Below are 15,594 nucleotides of genomic sequence, written 5' to 3' on the forward strand. Positions count from 1 at the left end.
CGGATCGGCCGGGGGCTCGGGACCAGGCCCCGCATCCCCTAGGCTCACCCGGGTGAGCCTGCCCTCCCCCACCCCCGACAACCGCGCCGTCGTCACCGGCGCCTCCTCCGGCATCGGCACGGCGCTCGCCGCCGAACTCGCCGCCCGCGGCTACTCGCTGATCCTCGTCGCGCGGCGCGAGGAGCTGCTCACCGCGCTCGCCGACGAGCTCACCGCCAAGCACGGCATCACCGCCGAGGTGCGCGCGGTCGACCTCGCCGATCGCGCGGCGCGGGCGCCGCTCACCGAGGAGCTGGCCGGCCGGGACATCGCGGTGCTCTGCAACAACGCGGGCATCGCCACCTTCGGCGCGGTCGCCGAGCTGGACCCGGCCTACGAGCGGGACCAGCTGGAGCTGAACGCCGTCGCGGTGCACGACCTCAGCCTCGCGGTGCTGCCCGGCATGCTGGCCAACCGCGCGGGCGGCATCCTGATCAGCGGCTCGGCGGCCGGCAACATGCCGATCCCGAACAACACCACCTACGCCGCCAGCAAGGCCTTCGCCAACACCTTCTCCGAGTCGCTGCGCGGCGAGCTCAAGGGCACCGGCGTGCACGTCACGCTGCTCGCCCCCGGCCCGGTGCGCACCGAGATCCCGGACCCGGCCGATGCCTCCATCGTGGACCGGCTGGTGCCCGGCTTCATGTGGGTCTCCTCCGAGTACACCGCCAAGGTCTCGCTGGACGCGCTGGCCAAGAACAAGATGCGTGTGGTGCCCGGGCTGATCAGCAAGGGCATGAGCGTCGCCGGGCAGTACGGCCCGCGCGCCGTCACCGCGCCGGTCGCCGGCGCCTTCTACCGCAAGCTCGGGAGCTAAGGCCCGAGCGGTCAGCGGCGCTTGCGGGTCCCGAAGATCGAGCGGCTGATCTCCCGCCCCGCGGCGCTCGCCGCCGACCGCAGGAAGCTCTTGACAGCCGGGTTCTTCAGGATGCGGTCGGCCGCCGACTCGCCCGGCCGCTCGGCGCGGCCGGGCACCGGCTCCGGCTGCGCGGCGGCCAGTTTCGCCGCCATGATCTCGTAGGCCGACTCCCGGTCGACCGTCTGCCCGTACTTCCCGTGCAGCCCGGAGGAGAGCGCGTGGGAGCGGATCGCCTCGGCGCCGATGGTGTCCATGAGCGAGCGCGGCGGGACGATCCTGGTCCAGGCCACCGGGGTCGGCGCGCCGCGCTCGGAGAGCACGGTGACGATCGCCTCGCCGGTGCCGAGCGAGGTCAGCGCGGACTCCAGGTCGTACACCTCGGTCCGCGGGTAGGTGCGCACCGTCCTGGCCAGCGCCTTCTGATCGTCGGGGGTGAAGGCGCGCAGCGCGTGCTGCACCCGCGCGCCGAGCTGGGAGAGCACCGCGTTCGGGATGTCGGCGGGCAGCTGGGTGCAGAAGAAGACGCCGACGCCCTTGGAGCGGATCAGCTTCACCGTCTGCTCCACCTGCTCCAGGAACGCCTTGGAGGCGTCGGCGAAGAGCAGGTGCGCCTCGTCGAAGATGAAGACCAGCTCCGGCCGCTCCACGTCGCCGACCTCGGGCAGGGTCTGGAACAGCTCGGCCAGCACCCACATCAGGAACGTGGAGAAGAGCACCGGCCGCGCCGCCTGCTCGCCCAGCTCGAAGAGCGTGATCACGCCGCGGCCGTCCACCCGGCGCACCAGGTCGGCCGGGTCCAGCTCCGGCTCGCCGAAGAAGGTGTCGCCACCCTCGGCCTCCAGGTTGACCAGGGCGCGCAGGATCACCCCCGCGGTTGCCGTCGAGACGCCGCCGATACCCGCCAGCTCGGCCTTGCCGTCCGGGCTGGTCAAGTGGGTGATCACCGCGCGCAGGTCCTTGAGGTCGAGCAGCGCGAGGCCGTTGCGGTCGGCCCAGTGGAAGATCAGCCCGAGCGTGGACTCCTGGGTCGGGTTGAGCCCGAGCACCTTGCTCAGCAGCACCGGGCCGAAGGAGGTGATGGTGGCCCGGATCGGCACCCCGATGCCCGCGGTGCCGAGCGAGACGAACTCGACCGGGAATTCCTCCGGCGCCCAGTCCCGCGCGCCGGTCTCGGCGGCACGGGCGGTGAGCCGCTCGGTGCGCTCGCCCCTGGCCGCGAGCCCGGAGAGATCGCCCTTCACATCGGCCATGACCACCGGGACGCCCGCGCGCGAGAGCTGTTCGGCCAGCCCCTGCAGCGTCTTGGTCTTGCCGGTTCCGGTCGCGCCCGCGACCAGGCCGTGCCGGTTCACCGTGCGCAGCGGCAGCCGCACCACCGCCTCGGCGGCGACCACGCCGTCCACCAGCACCGTGCCGAGCGTGATCGCCGCGCCGTCGGTCGCGTACCCCGCCGCGATCTCGCGCGCCGCGCCCGGCTCGCCCCCGACGGCGTACCCCGCGTTCGCCGCCTCGACCGCGGCCACCTCGCCCGCCACCGCCGACGCACTGGACACCGCGGGCTGGCCGAGCGCCACCTCGAGTTCCGCCGCCTCCGCCGCGGCGACCGCCTCGGCCGCGACCCGCGCCGCCTCGTCGGCGGCCCGCCTCGCCGCGGCGGCCCTCTGCTGCGGGGTCGTCATCGCGTGTCCTCCTGTACTCGAAACCATGGCAACTCCGGGGCGAACCGGGACACACTCTATCCGCGCCGCTCCGGTCCGTGGCGTCACCGGTGCGTGCGGCGCCCGCGTTATGGTGCTCGGATGTCGGACAAACTTGTGGTGTGGATGGATTGCGAGATGACCGGGCTGCGGCTCGACAGCGACAAGCTGATCGAGGTGGCCGCGCTCGTCACCGACAGCGACCTCAACGTGCTCGGTGAGGGAATCGACATCGTCATCCACGCCGACGACGCCGCGCTCGCCGCCATGCCGCCGGTTGTCACCGAGATGCACGCTCGCTCCGGGCTCACCGATGAGGTCCGCGCCTCCGCCGTCACCCTGGCCGAGGCCGAGGAGCAGGTGCTCGCCTACATCAGGGAGTTCGTGCCCGTCCCGCGCACCGTGCCGCTGGCAGGCAATTCGATAGCCACCGACCGCGGCTTCCTGGCCAGGGACATGCCCGAGCTGGACGCGCACCTGCACTACCGGATGATCGACGTCAGCTCGATCAAGGAGCTCTGCCGCCGCTGGTACCCGCGGGTCTACTTCGGCCAGCCGGAGAAGGGGCTGGCGCACCGCGCGCTCGCCGACATCAAGGAGTCCATCCGCGAGCTGGACTACTACCGGCGCACCGCGTTCGTGGCGCCGCCCGGCCCGTCGAGCGCCGAGATCGCCGCCGTGACTGCCGAGCTCAACGGCCCGCGGACCCCCGGGGGCCAGGGCGATTAGTGGTTCCGGCGCAAGGCACGCTACTATCGAGCGCGCCGGATATCCGGCGATGGTGAGTGTAGTTCAGCTGGTAGAGCACCAGGTTGTGATCCTGGAAGTCGCGGGTTCGAGCCCCGTCACTCACCCGAGAAGGGCCCGGGAGCGTTTCGCTCCCGGGCCCTTTCCCTTTCTGCCAGTACGCGGCAACCATGTGACAGAAACGTTTTTCACTCCGTAGACTCCCCGTTCGGGGCGGCGTCGTCGGAATGTCGCTCCGTTCGACAGAAAGACGATCCGCCTGTGATGCGTTCCGCAGTTTTCGCCGCCGTCGCGGGTGCCACGCTGCTCGCCGGAGTCCCGGCCACCGCGGCCGCGGCCCCTGCCCCGAAGGCCGTCGCCGGCGGTGCCGTGCAGCCCGTTCAGCTGAACGCGGGCACCGGCTCCGCCGCTGCCTTCGACACCGGCTCCTCCGCGGGCGCCACCACCACCGGCTCGTCCGGCACCGGCTCGGCGACCGCGCTGGAGAGCCTGCTCTTCGGCGGGCCGCTGCTCTGCGCCGCGATCGGTAGCGCGATGAACCGCAACCTGACCTGTCCCGGCACCGCCGGGCCGGTCATCCCCTGACACCCTCCGCCCACGCGAAAGGCCCCCGGAATCCGGGGGCCTTTCGCATCGGGGGCGTGGGTCAGACGTCGGCGTTGCCCGCCTTCCACTGCGCCCACGGCATGTTCCAGTCACCGAGGCCGTCCACCGGCGAGAGCGTGCCGCCCACGGTGTTCTTGACGATGGCGATATCGCCCAGCTTGGCGTTCTCGTATACCCAGCGGGCGTTCTCCGGGCTCAGGTTCAGGCAACCGTGGCTGGTGTTCGAGTAACCCTGCTGCCCCACCGACCACGGCGCCGAGTGGAAGAAGATGCCGCTGTAGGACATCCGGGTGGCCCAGTCCACCGGCGTCCGGTAGCCGTCCGACGAGTTCACCGCGACGCCGTAGGTGGAGGAGTCCATGATGATGTGCTCGTGCCGGTCGGCCAGGATGTAGACGCCGTTGTCGGTGGGGGTGCTGCTCTTGCCCATCGAGGTCGGCATGGTCCGGATCACCTCGCCGTTGCGCTCGACCACCACCTGCTTGGTGTTGTCGTCGGCGGTGAAGATCACCGCGTCGCCGATGGTGAAGTGCGTGTTCGCGTCCTCCTGGCCGAAGAGCCCGTCGCCCAGGTCGCGGCCGTACACGTTCACCTTGACCTCGACCTTGGTGCCCGGCGCCCAGAAGTGCTCCGGCCGCCAGCGGACCTCGCGGTTGTTCACCCAGTAGAAGGCGCCCTCGACCGGCGGGGTGGTGGTGACGGTGATGGCGTCCTGCGCGGCCTTGCGGTCCGGGATGTTCTCGTCGAACTGGATCGCGACCGGCTGCCCGATGCCGACCACCGCGTCCTCGGCGACGTTCAGGTACGGCTTGGTCTGGCTGTCCGGCGAGCTGGTGGTGAAGCTCACAGCGGCGGTCTGCGCGCCGCCGAGCCCGATCGCCTTGGCCTGCATCGTGTAGGTGCGGTCGTAGCCGAGCACCTCCGCGGTCTGCCAGGTGCGGCCGTCCGGGGAGAGCGTGCCGTTCACCGGCCTGCCCTGATTGTTCTGCAGGGTGACCTCGGTGAACTTGCCGTCGTTCACCTGGAACGTCATCGGCATGGCCGGCGAGACGCCCTTGTCGCCGTCCTTCACCGGGGACACCAGCTTGGGTTTGATCAACTCGGTGATCGGGTTGCGGTCGATCGGCACCGCGTCCGCCTCGGAGACACCCGACGAGGTCGAGCACGCCGACAGCGCCAACGCCAGCACGGACAGCACCACCACGGGCACGGACGCGCGCTTCCGCATCGGCCGCCGCCCTCGATCACTTCTCATGTCCAACCCCGTTCCCGATGACCTCTTCTGTCATTCTGCCAGCAGAACGGGCCGGCCCGTGCTCGACCGGGCCCCGTTCGCACACGGCACCTCCCTGCGGATCGCGGTCGGCCGCGAAAGCGTTAACAGCAGGTCAGCGTGGGCGCGCGGGGACGCCGGATACCGATTTCACTTTCCACCCCCCGGCCTGTTACTGTCTCTCTCGCACCGAGAACACACGGAGCACGCGCCATTAGCTCAATTGGCAGAGCAGCTGACTCTTAATCAGCGGGTTCGGGGTTCAAGTCCCTGATGGCGCACCGAAATCACCAGGTCGAGCCCAACCTAGCGGTTGGGCTTGTTTCGTTCTACTGGACGATCACAAACATCGCTATTGGCCGTTCATCATCCAACGAAACGTGCACGCCGATCCGACTGCCAGGCTTCACCTGTCCGGAGGCTGCAGGTCCCCGTCGATCATCCGCATCACCCCGATCGTTCGGCGCGGTGGTACGCGACCGAGCGGCGATGTCGAACAGCGGCAGCGCGGCAGGATCGAACAGTGCCAGCCCAGCGCGCTCGTGCACCGGCAACGTCAGGCCGACTCCCTCGGCGACCGAGCTGGCCGATGGCAGCCAGCCAGCACGCGGCGGCAATGGGCCCCGGATCACCCAGCGATCTCGCCCATTGCATCAGTGTGGAAGGCGCCCAGCACGCGATAGCTGACCGTTGCCGGAGTGTTCAATAATCGGTCTTGGTCTCAACCGGTCGGTGCATCGTGAGGGCAGCCGGTGGGTCAGCCCCAGAAGATGGGGTCGGCTCGGCCGTCGAGGTAGTCGAGCAGGTCCTGGACGTGCGGGCTGGGGGCCAGGTGCTGATATCGGTGGAACTTCTGGTGCCGGTCGCGCCAGTACAGCGTCCAGAGCCCGGTGGTTTTGGTGTGGTGCAGGCGGGCGATGGGGAATCTGGTCCACTCCGGGCCGAGGTCATCGCACCAGGGCGGCCGGCATTCGCAGATCGTCAGATGCCGGGGTGCGACGTCGCACTCGACGCGGATCTCACCGCGCAGCTGCTCGGGCACCTGGTTCGCGCACCACCGCTGCACGCGAACAACGTCGAGGTCGGGAAGTCCACGGGCGCTCATGGTCTCCGATCATCGCAAGCCGACCGGGCCACTCCACGCAGCAACGAGTCGGTGGCGAGTTTGCTCGGTTTCGGGCGCCGTGCCCGCTCGAACGCCGCGGAGTCGGCGACCACAGGCCGATGCCCCCCGCCACCGTTGCGGGCGACCTCCCGACACACCGCCGAGGCCGTCCTGCCGATCCGGCGCGCGATCACCCGGGCCGGCCAGCCCGCGGCGATCCCCCGCGAGATCTCCTCCCACATGCTCCAGCCGAACTTACAATAAACATTGACGGTTTCTTGTTTGCGTGTAACGCTTGAGGTGTGCCATCACCTCGTATCAGGCGAACGCAGGCAGAGCGGACAGCAGACACCCGACGCGCTCTGCTCGACGCGACCTTCGATGCCTTGGTCGAGGTCGGGTTCAAAGCCACCACCACGACAGAGGTGGCCCACCGCGCGGGGGTGTCGCTGGGTGCGCTGCTGCACCATTTCCCCACGAAGGCCGATCTTTTGACCGGTGCGGTGGCGCACTCCTTCGGTCGCCGGATCGAGGACTACGGGCTGCTGATGGCTGATCTGGATCCCGGGGCGGACAGGCTCGACGCGGCGATCGATCTGCTGTGGTCGATGTACGCACGCCCCACATTCACCGCATGGCACGAGTTGTGGGTTGCCGCCAGGACCGATCCGGACCTGGCGGCCCCCATGATTGAGCTTGACAGGCAGTTCATGATGGCCAGCGAACGGGTCTACGCCGAACTGTTCCCCACCACCGAGAATGCCCAGGGCAAGCTCGACATGGAGATAGGGCTGCACCTCGTCTACGCGCTGCTCGCCGGCCTGTCGACATCACAATCGATCCCCGGGTACGAGCCCTTGCGCACCAGCGAGATCCTCGACACCTTCAAGGCGATGCTCCGTGTCCACCTCGGCGCGACCACCCGATCACCGAGCGGCGGCCGATGAATGGCCTTTCGTCGCGACAGCTATCGACCATCGGCAACAATCGAGGGGGAACCTCCATGAACACCACCGATCCGACCAGACGGGTCGTGCGTGCCCGTCGTATCAAATTTGCTTATCCCGCAGGAACACTCGATCGTCACTACGTCGACGGCGACCTAGTGATGAGTCACGTCATCGCGAATCTCTCGGCCACGTTCCCCGAGGGGGAGGACTTCTTCGTCCGCTCGGTCCGCCGCTTCGCCGGTGAAATCACCGATTCCGAACTCGAGTCACAGGTTCAAGGATTCATCGGCCAGGAAGTCACCCACGGTCGCGCGCATCGCGCACTGAACGAGCGCCTGCACCAAATGGGCTACCCCACCCGGCGAGGAGAACGCACCACACGCCGCATCCTGACCAGGTACGAGCGCTTCCTCTCTCCATTGACCTGTCTGGCGATCACGGCCGCACTCGAGCACTTCACCGCGGTGTTCGCCGAGACACTGCTCGGCGACGAGCGAGCCCAGGCACTGCTCGGGTCCACCGAGGTGCGGTCGATGCTGCTGTGGCACGCGATCGAGGAATCCGAACACCGGTCCGTCGCCTTCGACGTCTACCGTGCCGTCGGCGGCACCGAACGCCGCCGCATCTGGGCGATGCGCGGCATCTCGATCTCCTTCGCGACTGGAGTCGTCGTCAACACCACGCTGTCGCTGCTCGGCGACCGCGCCGCCTACAACCCGATTCGGCTGGTACGCAGTCTCGCCGCCATTCCGCACTCACCGTTCCTGACGCGCGCCGTCCAGCGGCGGGTCGGGGCATACAGCAAGAACGGCTTCCACCCTGACGACACCGACAACACGGCACTGCTGGAGTACTGGACCGCAGAACTGTTCGGCGAAGAAGGCACGCTCGTTGATCACCTGCGCTGACCATCACCGCAGATCCGCTCACCGACTGGGCAACTGAGACAACGGCTGCTGGCGTCGGCGAGGATGGCAGTTTCGTGCTCCTCCGGCTCGAACCGGAGGCAGGTCCTCGGGAGGCGCACGAGTGCTCGGCCGCCAGCGGGGTGTCGGCAGTTCGAATGACGTTGCGGGGCGGGGTTTCGGCTGAGTCGTGCGGGTCCACCAGGTCGGTGGTGTGGTGTCGGCCTGGTTCGTGAGCGGGAGTGGGGAGGATTTCGCATGATGGAGGCGGTGCCGGCGATCGTCGTGCGGGCGCCGGTAACGCGGTGATCGCGGGGCTGCTGACCTCGTTCGCCGAGTCGGTGGCCGAGGGCGAGGCCCGGCCTGTGCTGCGTATCGGCACCGACGACACCATCGGCAAGCTCACCCCCGGTGTGCACCCCTCGTGTTCGGTCGCCGTGCTGCCCACCGATCACACGCTCGCGGTGCCCGCCACACGGGACTCGCCCCAGCCGGCCATGGCCCGGGCCGCGCTGCGCGAGGGTCAGCCCGTCGACCAGGTTGCCGCCGCGTTCGGGGTCTCGCGGGCGACGCTGTACCGCTACCTCGCCGAAGCCGCGGAAACCCTGCTGCCGAGCCCGTGACCGCCGCTGCAGGGGCAAGAAGGCCGCGCTACCCGTCTACCTCCCTGCCCTCACCCTTGGCGCGACACCGAATGCCCTCGGAACATCGCGAGACCTCGGCCGCGTTGTGCCGATCGCAGCACCGCAGCTGCCGCACGCCCCCGTCCGGCACCCGGCGACCCGGGGTGTCCGATGCAGCGAGCACGAGCACCTCGGGCCTGTGGGAGGGCGGGCCCGAGGCGCACGGGGCGGTGTCCTTCGCCTAAGGGCCGGGGTGCCTGCTGCCGATACCGGAGTCGGCACGGCGGCGGATCAGGCTCGCCCCGAGCACGACGAGTGATCCGAGAACGAGAACCAGCACGAATGGTGAGCCGGAGTTCCGGACGAGTTCGACAGCCGCTACGGTCAGCGCGGCGAACGCGAGCACGCCGCACCAGAAGTACCATCGGTCAGCCATAATGCTCCTGTGCCGTAGCGGATCTCGGCTTCACATCCTGATCGGCTCAAACTACCGTCCCGCCCGGGTGAGCGCGTGCCTCCTCGGGGCACTCGGCCCGCTGCTCGGGGTTGTCGAGCGCGACGCAGGTCGCCCCGGCCGGGATCTCCATCACCTTGCCCCTCGCAGACCCGACTTCGCGGGCGATCTCGCGCAGCGACTCGCCATCGGCGTGGCGGGCCAGGATCGCGCGGCGCTTGCCGGCATCGACCACCCGCGGCCGGCCGTCGCGGGCATTGGGAATGTCGCGGCGCCGGTCCTCCACGAGTGCGAGCGCCAGATCCGGGATGAGGCTGCGCTCGGTGTGCTCGTCGGCGGCGCCGGCGTGCAACACCTTCACAGGGATGCACTGCAGAAACAGGTCGGCGAGTGCGGCCCGCAGGTCGAGGCGGTCGGCGACGGCGAGTCTGCCGAGGACCGGTTCGGGCGCTCTCCCCGATCGGGAGCGCTATCCGGTGGTGCTCAGGCGCCAGATCTTGATGAAGGGGTACCACATCGCGCCCATCAGCGCGATGCCGTAGACAGTCAGCAGGATCTTGACCGAGGTCGGCATGCCCGCCTGCGGGTCTGCGCTGAGTTCATCGAGGATCGGGATCAGCGGGGGCAGGCTGAGGATGGCGGTCAGGGTTCCCCAGGAGGCGAGTACCGAGTGCGCCTTCTGCCGGCCTTCGGGATCGGACTCGCCGGGGACTTCGATGCCGTACCCCAGGTTCTTGCCGCCGGCCAGTTCGGCGTATCCGGCGATCGCCTGCGCGACACCGATGGCGCAGACCGCTCCGTAGAAGAAGAGCATGAGGTAGGTGTACTGCACGATGGAGCGCCCTCCGTCCGCCGACCGGGGCCACCGCAGTCCAGACGTAGTCGGTGCGCTCGCCACGGTTTCCCATATCCTGCAGGACCGAGCCCGTACTCCGCAGCCGGGCTGCATCGCCCGGTGGTCGCGACGTCGGTGCTCCCCGATGTCTCTCCGTCACCAGTACACCCGGGTCGGCTACGCGGGGTTACCGTAGCTCTTGATCTTCTCCAGGGGGTATCCGGCGATCATCGCGACGGCCAGTCCGTAGACCGTCAGCAGGACGAGGACGGATGTCGAGAGCCGCCGATCGGGATCGGCGAGAATATAGGCGAGGTAACCGATCGCGGGCAGGCAGAGCACGGCGGCTGCGCTGGCCCATAGAAAGACCATCTTGTTGATCTTCTTGCGGCAGTTCGGGTCGGTCAGCAGGTGATCGGGCAGGTCTTCCCCGTAGCCCTCGGACCTGCTTGTCGCCAGCCCACGGTAGCCTTTCGACGCCATGTAGCAGCAGGCAAGAAAAATCATCGCGTAAATGAGCGCCAATATCAGTGGACGCACTTCGCCCCCGGTTATACTTCGTTGTTTGAGTCTGCGTCAAAAGACCGGAAGCCTCCCGACGCACCACTGCGGATCTTATATCAGTCGATCGGACGTACTTGACGACCGCCGCGGCGACGAGGGCGATCGCCTGCTTCTTCAGCGGTCCCGGACGTGCCTTCCAGACCATTCCCACTGGCTCCGCCGACGCGGCGGACGGCAGCGTCGACCACATAGTCGGCTGGTTGCCGCCGCTGGCGACGTCTCGCAGAATATCGATGCCGACGCCGACCAGCGCTCCCCGCGGCGGCGGTTGCGATGCATACTGCGGCGATCGGCCAACGGATAAATTCCTTTCTGTGAGTCGTGAACTTCCGACGAGCTGGTGGCACAGCTTTCCGGCGGGTGAAGAGCGCCAGCTATTCATCCGGTTTCCATTTTTCGGGCGCCCTTTCTTTCGACGCGAGTGTCGGCTGCCTCCAGAATCGGAAGTGGCGATTCTCGATGCTGTCGAATTTCATCGACGTGCTGGTCTCAGCCGGTGCGGACTGTCGGGGGTCGATTCCCGAGGGTCCCGCCGACGGTGCGACGGGTCTTCTGTCGGCGTCGAGGCCCGCCGCGGCGAGGTGAGCCGGAGCTGAGATCGCTGCGCCGGTGCCGGGTACAGCACCTGTCGCCTGTGGGGTCCTCGGCTCCTGCGGCCCCTCTCCGGGACCAGCAGAATCGCTGACCTGAGAGTCTGCGGTCGAGGCTTCGTCCTGCTGCAGGGGCCCGGCCGGTCCTTCGGGCAGGCCCGCGTCATCGCTGATGCCGAGGTCAGGGTTCGTTGCGCTGGGCTGGTTCGGTGGCGTCGATGACCGCCTCGGCATCAGCGGGCGTGCCGGTGCCGGTCGGCGCCGCGAGCTCCTCGTCGCCGCTGGCAGGCTCATCGCTGGTGGTGGGTGCTTCGGTGCCGGTCGCCGCCGGTGCCCCGGCGAGGCTGCTGATCTCAGTGCCGAGAGCGAGCAGGGGCCGATCGGACTGCTCGGGTCGTCCTGCTGATCGGCGCCGGGTGGTGGCAGCTGCCGGAGGCCGGCAGAGCCGCTGAGTGGCCACGTTCGGTCGCGCTGGAGACCGCGTTGACCGCGGCGACCTCACGACCGGCTGCCGAGGACAACGGCATGGCTGGTCAGTCGATTGGCAGATCCCCTGGCGCCGCGAACGTCGCTACTCTCGAGACTGCCCATTTGAGTCGAGCAGGAGGAGCCACACATGTTCGGAATCCCGTACTACTGGGGCAATCTGTTCAACCTGCACTGGGGTTGGCCGCTCGGGCCGACGCAGTACGCCTGATTCGCTCACCAGCAGTGCCCCGATCATCGCGGTGATGATCGGGGCGCTGCTCTTCGTCGGTCAGCGGTCGCGGCCGAGGCGAGGACCCCGGCTCCGCCTCCTCGCGGTGCACCCGCGCACCCCTCCACCGCCCGTCGGCCGCGATGCCTCCTGCCGGATCAGTGATCCGCTCGACCGAACCATCACCGGATGATGTCGGTACCGCGTGCGACACTGCGTCCAAGAGCACCCTGAGCAGCAGGAGGGATGTCGTGAACAACGGCGAAGGTCCCGTGGTGAAGCTGGTGGCGCACTGCCGGCGGTGTGGTGGCTGGCTGCTCTCGGCCAGCTCGGTCGCCGAGGGGATCGGCCCGACCTGCGCGGTGCACGAGCGCGCCGAGCACCGCGCGGCCGCCGCTCTGACCCTGTTCGATACGAACGAGCCCATCGAGCTGACGCTGTTCGACACCGCCGCCTGACCTCGGCCCGGCATGGGTGGAGGAGTCCGGTGCGCACCGATCATTCCGAGGGGAACAGATAGACAGCCTCGAACAGCGCTACCGACAGCTCGCGACCGCGGTCAAGGATCTCGGGCACGTGCCCGGCCGGGACGGGCGCTGCAGCGGCTCAGCGCGGCGATCGGCGACTACCTCGCCGCCGGCCGCGAGCGCGACCGCCAGGAGCGCGCGGCTACCGAGGCCCGTATCGACCTCGCGCTGCACGACATCACCCACAGCCCTACCGTAACGAGCCCCAAACGCCGCCCCTTGGCCGACCACCGCGGCGGCGGCTAGCGGCCGCGGGGGTCTGCACATTCCGCCGGTAGAGTAGCCGAGCGGAATGACCCGATGGCACCACGATTCAACTCACGAGGCCGATGTGATCGACTGGTACACCGCCGATCTGCATATCGGCCATCGTCTTCTCTCCGGCCTGCGCGGCTTCCCGGACATCCCCGCGCACGACGACGAAATCGCCCGCCGCTGGGACGCGCTCGTCAGCCCGGACGACCGAATCTGGGTGCTCGGCGACATCTCGGTCGGCGGCAGGCGGCAGGAGACCGCGGCGCTGGACTGGATCGCCCGCCGCCCCGGCGAGAAGCACCTGATCACCGGCAACCACGACGGGTGCCACCCCATGCGCTCCCGTGCTGCCGCCTGGCAGGCGATCTACCTGGCGAGCGGCTTCACCTCGGTGCAGCAGACGGCGGTGCACAAGATCGGCGGGCAGCGGGTGACGCTCTCGCACTTCCCGTTCCGCTTCGACCCGGACGGGGATCACACGCCGGAGAACCGGTTCGAGGAGTGGCGGGTGCCGGATATCGGGCAGTTCCTGCTGCACGGGCACACGCATTCGGAGATCAAGGTGCGCGGGCGCCAGATTCACGTCGGCCTGGACGCGCACGACCTGCGCCCGGTCACCCGGGCCTGGGTCGCCGGGCAGATGAGCGCGGCGTAGAGAGCCCGAACGCAACGCTCGCGGCGCGGCGAGAATCGGGCCATTCGAATCGTGGCGGGATCATCGCGGCCGGGGTGATCGCGAGCGGCCTCGCGACGGGGAGCGCGGAGGCGGCGCCGCTCGCGCCCGACCACGGGCAGCCGGCGAACGGATCCGGGCTCGACCCGGCGCAGAACCGCACCCCGTGCTTCGCGCCGGTCCAGGTGCCGCCGGTGCGGGTCGAGGAGAGCCCGGAGGCCACGGACGGCCGCGCGGTGGTGATCGCGCCGAGCGGGCACTGCGAATTCTGGGTCGCGGAGGCCGCGCCGGTGGTGCCGATCCGGATCGATACGCCCGGCTTCGGGCTCGCCGGCGATCTCGGTCTGCGGGGCTGACACCGGCGAAACACGAATCGCCGCCGTTGTAATTCTGTGACGCTACGCACAAGGCGTTTAGCGCTATCCACCCCGGTCAAGGCGGATTTTCCGGCACGGGTGCTGGAAAAGATCGCGCCTCGGCCCCGCCCGGGCGAGTTCTGTTCACCTTCCGTTAACCTTCCGTGACCATTCTGCAATCTGGCCCGAGTGGCCACGCTCCGTTCGAGTAGGAGTTGGCGCGACATTCACCGGCCGTCGCGTCCGGGACGCAGTTCCCCCACAACAGAACCCGACAAGAGCACATCGTCCGGAGACACCGGAAACCCCGCACCACGATCGCGAAACCGGCCGAGCGGCCGGTCGATCGGTGCTGCCCGGAATCGGGTGCGGGGCTCGTCACCGACCGAAGCAAGGAATCGAATTCGCATGCCCGACTCACGTCTGTCCACCCTGCGGCGCCCCACCCTGCGCGAGAGCATCACCGGTGCGGTCGCGGCCGCCGGGGTGGTCGCCGTTTGCGCGTCCTCCGCCGTCTCGGTGGCCGACAACAGCGTGCCGTCGCGCATCGCCCTGATCGCCGACCAGCAGCCCGTCGCCGAGCAGGCGCAGGCCGCGCAGCCCGCACCCGAGCCCGCCGTCGAGGCGGTGGCCGCCGCGCTACCGGCCCCCGAGGCCGCGCCGCTGGTGGAGCAGGCCGAGATGCGGGCCGCGACCGCGTTCTACCCGGACAACCTGCACGGCTGGATCAGCCAGGCGCTCGACGTCATGCACGCCAACGGCATCCCGGGCAGCTACGAGTCGATCCACCGCAACATCATGCGCGAGTCGACCGGCAACCCGCGGGCGATCAACCTCTACGACTCGAACGCCGCCGCGGGCATCCCGTCGAAGGGGCTGCTCCAGGTGATCGACCCGACCTTCGCCAAGTTCCACGTCCCCGGCACGCCGTTCGACGTCTGGGACCCGGTCGCCAACATCGTGGCCGCCTGCAACTACGCCGCGCACACCTACGGCTCGATGGACAACGTGCACGGCGCGTACTGAGTCGGTGGGGCTCGCCATAATGTCCGCGATGCCCGACTACACGCACACCGATCACGCCGCCCGCAGCCGGGCGGAGAAGGCCCGCGCGCTCGCCGCCTACCTGTGGGACCGCGATATCGCCGCGGCCGAGCTGCGCGCCCTCAGCCCCGCCACGCGGCGCAAGCTGGCGCGGGCGGCGGGCACCAACCCGCCGAGCACCGACGAGACCTGGGACGTGGCCGCCGCGCTGCTGGCCGAGAAGGACGCCTGGGCCGCCAGGCACCCGGATCACCCGGCGGCCGGAAGGCCGCACGCCGACGAGAAGCTCCTGTGGGTCAAACCCCCGGTGCGGCCGTGGGACTGAGCGTCACCGCACCTCGGCCTCCGAGCGGGTCACCACCTTGGCGGCGAGCGAGCGCAGCGAGCGCGCCTCGTCCGCGCTGAGCGCGTCGACGAAGAGCCTGCGCACCAGCTCGACGTGGCTCGGCGCGGCCAGCTCCAGCGTGCTCCTGCCCTGCTCGGTGAGGACGACGAGCACGCCGCGGGCGTCGTCGGCCACCGGCTTGCGCTCGATCAGCCCACGGCCTGCCATCCGGGCCAGGTGCTTGGAGAGCCTGCTCTTCTCCCAGCACACCTCGGCCGCCAGGTCCTTGGCGCGCAGCGCGCCGTCGGGCGCGGCGGAGAGCGCGACCATGAGTTCGTAGTCCGGCGTGGACAATCCGTGCCGGGCCAGCCCCTGCGCGATGGCCGCGTCCAGCCGCTGGTTCAGCCGGATGAAGGCCTGCCAGGTGGTCTGTTCGTCATCGGAGAGCCATCGGACCATCCCCGCATCCT

General features: G+C 69.3%; 21 protein-coding genes and 2 tRNA genes. 13 read left to right on the forward strand and 10 right to left on the reverse strand.

The window, feature by feature from the left end; all coding sequences use genetic code 11:
• Positions 1-52: 52 nt before the first annotated feature.
• Positions 53-856, forward strand: coding sequence for a mycolate reductase (gene cmrA, locus ACFO0B_RS30585; protein ID WP_378616976.1), 804 nt, complete (start codon positions 53-55; stop codon positions 854-856).
• An 11-nt stretch (positions 857-867) separates the two neighbouring features.
• Here cmrA and ACFO0B_RS30590 read toward each other — a convergent pair whose 3' ends face one another.
• Complete coding sequence (locus ACFO0B_RS30590; RefSeq protein WP_378616978.1) at positions 868-2,577, reverse strand: helicase HerA-like domain-containing protein; 1,710 nt, start codon at positions 2,575-2,577, stop codon at positions 868-870.
• Between the two features lie 120 nt (positions 2,578-2,697).
• Here ACFO0B_RS30590 and orn point away from each other — a divergent pair, with 120 nt between their 5' ends.
• From orn to ACFO0B_RS30605, 3 genes are all read left to right on the forward strand, one after another.
• Positions 2,698-3,324, forward strand: coding sequence for an oligoribonuclease (orn, locus tag ACFO0B_RS30595; protein WP_378616980.1), 627 nt, complete (start codon positions 2,698-2,700; stop codon positions 3,322-3,324).
• Positions 3,325-3,376: 52 nt separating this feature from the next.
• Positions 3,377-3,449: transfer RNA gene (locus ACFO0B_RS30600), tRNA-His, on the forward strand.
• Between the two features lie 157 nt (positions 3,450-3,606).
• Positions 3,607-3,927 carry a hypothetical protein gene (locus ACFO0B_RS30605; protein ID WP_378616982.1) on the forward strand — a complete coding sequence of 107 codons (321 nt, stop codon included), beginning with the start codon at positions 3,607-3,609 and terminating at the stop codon, positions 3,925-3,927.
• Between the two features lie 61 nt (positions 3,928-3,988).
• Here the strand turns inward: ACFO0B_RS30605 and ACFO0B_RS30610 are convergent, their stop codons facing one another.
• Positions 3,989-5,203, reverse strand: a complete 1,215-nt coding sequence (locus ACFO0B_RS30610; RefSeq protein ID WP_378616984.1) for a L,D-transpeptidase — start codon at positions 5,201-5,203, stop codon at positions 3,989-3,991.
• A 226-nt stretch (positions 5,204-5,429) separates the two neighbouring features.
• Here ACFO0B_RS30610 and ACFO0B_RS30615 point away from each other — a divergent pair.
• Positions 5,430-5,502 (forward strand) — tRNA-Lys (locus ACFO0B_RS30615).
• A 476-nt stretch (positions 5,503-5,978) separates the two neighbouring features.
• Here the strand turns inward: ACFO0B_RS30615 and ACFO0B_RS30620 are convergent.
• Together ACFO0B_RS30620 and ACFO0B_RS30625 are read right to left on the reverse strand one after the other, a co-directional pair.
• Entirely contained in the window at positions 5,979-6,326 is a 348-nt protein-coding gene (locus tag ACFO0B_RS30620) for a DUF3024 domain-containing protein (RefSeq protein ID WP_378616986.1), read from the reverse strand.
• Entirely contained in the window at positions 6,323-6,568 is a 246-nt protein-coding gene (locus ACFO0B_RS30625; RefSeq protein WP_378616988.1) for a helix-turn-helix domain-containing protein, read from the reverse strand. Before ACFO0B_RS30625 ends, ACFO0B_RS30620 begins: the two co-directional genes overlap by 4 nt.
• 144 nt (positions 6,569-6,712) lie before the next feature.
• Here ACFO0B_RS30625 and ACFO0B_RS30630 point away from each other — a divergent pair, with 144 nt between their 5' ends.
• From ACFO0B_RS30630 to ACFO0B_RS30640, 3 genes are all read left to right on the forward strand, one after another.
• Positions 6,713-7,273: a TetR/AcrR family transcriptional regulator gene (locus tag ACFO0B_RS30630; protein ID WP_378616990.1), complete on the forward strand. Its 561-nt coding sequence runs from the start codon at positions 6,713-6,715 to the stop codon at positions 7,271-7,273.
• A 56-nt stretch (positions 7,274-7,329) separates the two neighbouring features.
• Positions 7,330-8,184 (forward strand): metal-dependent hydrolase, encoded by an 855-nt coding sequence (locus tag ACFO0B_RS30635; RefSeq protein ID WP_378616991.1) that lies wholly within the window; start codon positions 7,330-7,332, stop codon positions 8,182-8,184.
• 302 nt (positions 8,185-8,486) lie between these two features.
• Complete coding sequence (locus tag ACFO0B_RS30640; protein ID WP_378616993.1) at positions 8,487-8,804, forward strand: helix-turn-helix domain-containing protein; 318 nt, start codon at positions 8,487-8,489, stop codon at positions 8,802-8,804.
• A 241-nt stretch (positions 8,805-9,045) separates the two neighbouring features.
• On the opposite strand, the gene ACFO0B_RS30645 is transcribed toward ACFO0B_RS30640, so the two are convergent.
• From ACFO0B_RS30645 to ACFO0B_RS30665, 5 genes are all read right to left on the reverse strand, one after another.
• Positions 9,046-9,240: a hypothetical protein gene (locus tag ACFO0B_RS30645; RefSeq protein ID WP_378616995.1), complete on the reverse strand. Its 195-nt coding sequence runs from the start codon at positions 9,238-9,240 to the stop codon at positions 9,046-9,048.
• 46 nt (positions 9,241-9,286) lie between these two features.
• On the reverse strand, positions 9,287-9,613 hold the full coding sequence (locus tag ACFO0B_RS30650; protein WP_378616997.1) for a hypothetical protein: 327 nt from the start codon (positions 9,611-9,613) through the stop codon (positions 9,287-9,289).
• Between the two features lie 114 nt (positions 9,614-9,727).
• Positions 9,728-10,072, reverse strand: coding sequence for a hypothetical protein (locus ACFO0B_RS30655; RefSeq protein WP_378616999.1), 345 nt, complete (start codon positions 10,070-10,072; stop codon positions 9,728-9,730).
• Positions 10,073-10,270: 198 nt separating this feature from the next.
• On the reverse strand, positions 10,271-10,600 hold the full coding sequence (locus ACFO0B_RS30660; protein ID WP_378617001.1) for a hypothetical protein: 330 nt from the start codon (positions 10,598-10,600) through the stop codon (positions 10,271-10,273).
• An 828-nt stretch (positions 10,601-11,428) separates the two neighbouring features.
• Positions 11,429-11,707 carry a hypothetical protein gene (locus ACFO0B_RS30665; protein ID WP_378617003.1) on the reverse strand — a complete coding sequence of 93 codons (279 nt, stop codon included), beginning with the start codon at positions 11,705-11,707 and terminating at the stop codon, positions 11,429-11,431.
• A 488-nt stretch (positions 11,708-12,195) separates the two neighbouring features.
• Here ACFO0B_RS30665 and ACFO0B_RS30670 point away from each other — a divergent pair, with 488 nt between their 5' ends.
• The 5 genes from ACFO0B_RS30670 to ACFO0B_RS30690 all read left to right on the forward strand — a co-directional run bounded on the left by ACFO0B_RS30670 (position 12,196) and on the right by ACFO0B_RS30690 (position 15,124).
• The gene (locus tag ACFO0B_RS30670; RefSeq protein WP_378617005.1) at positions 12,196-12,402 is read left to right on the forward strand and encodes a DUF6011 domain-containing protein; all 207 of its coding nucleotides are present in this window, start codon (positions 12,196-12,198) and stop codon (positions 12,400-12,402) included.
• Positions 12,403-12,763: 361 nt separating this feature from the next.
• Positions 12,764-13,381, forward strand: coding sequence for a metallophosphoesterase (locus ACFO0B_RS30675; protein WP_378617007.1), 618 nt, complete (start codon positions 12,764-12,766; stop codon positions 13,379-13,381).
• Positions 13,382-13,455: 74 nt separating this feature from the next.
• Positions 13,456-13,755, forward strand: a complete 300-nt coding sequence (locus tag ACFO0B_RS30680; RefSeq protein ID WP_378617009.1) for a hypothetical protein — start codon at positions 13,456-13,458, stop codon at positions 13,753-13,755.
• Between the two features lie 408 nt (positions 13,756-14,163).
• A complete protein-coding gene (locus ACFO0B_RS30685; RefSeq protein WP_378617011.1) occupies positions 14,164-14,781 on the forward strand; it encodes a transglycosylase SLT domain-containing protein in 618 nt (205 codons plus the stop codon).
• A gap of 28 nt (positions 14,782-14,809) precedes the next feature.
• Positions 14,810-15,124: a hypothetical protein gene (locus ACFO0B_RS30690; protein WP_378617013.1), complete on the forward strand. Its 315-nt coding sequence runs from the start codon at positions 14,810-14,812 to the stop codon at positions 15,122-15,124.
• A gap of 3 nt (positions 15,125-15,127) precedes the next feature.
• Here the strand turns inward: ACFO0B_RS30690 and ACFO0B_RS30695 are convergent, their stop codons facing one another.
• Positions 15,128-15,583 (reverse strand): MarR family winged helix-turn-helix transcriptional regulator, encoded by a 456-nt coding sequence (locus tag ACFO0B_RS30695; RefSeq protein WP_378617015.1) that lies wholly within the window; start codon positions 15,581-15,583, stop codon positions 15,128-15,130.
• Positions 15,584-15,594: the final 11 nt, after the last annotated feature.

It is taken from the genome of Nocardia jiangsuensis, assembly GCF_042650385.1.
Lineage (GTDB): Bacteria > Actinomycetota > Actinomycetes > Mycobacteriales > Mycobacteriaceae > Nocardia > Nocardia jiangsuensis.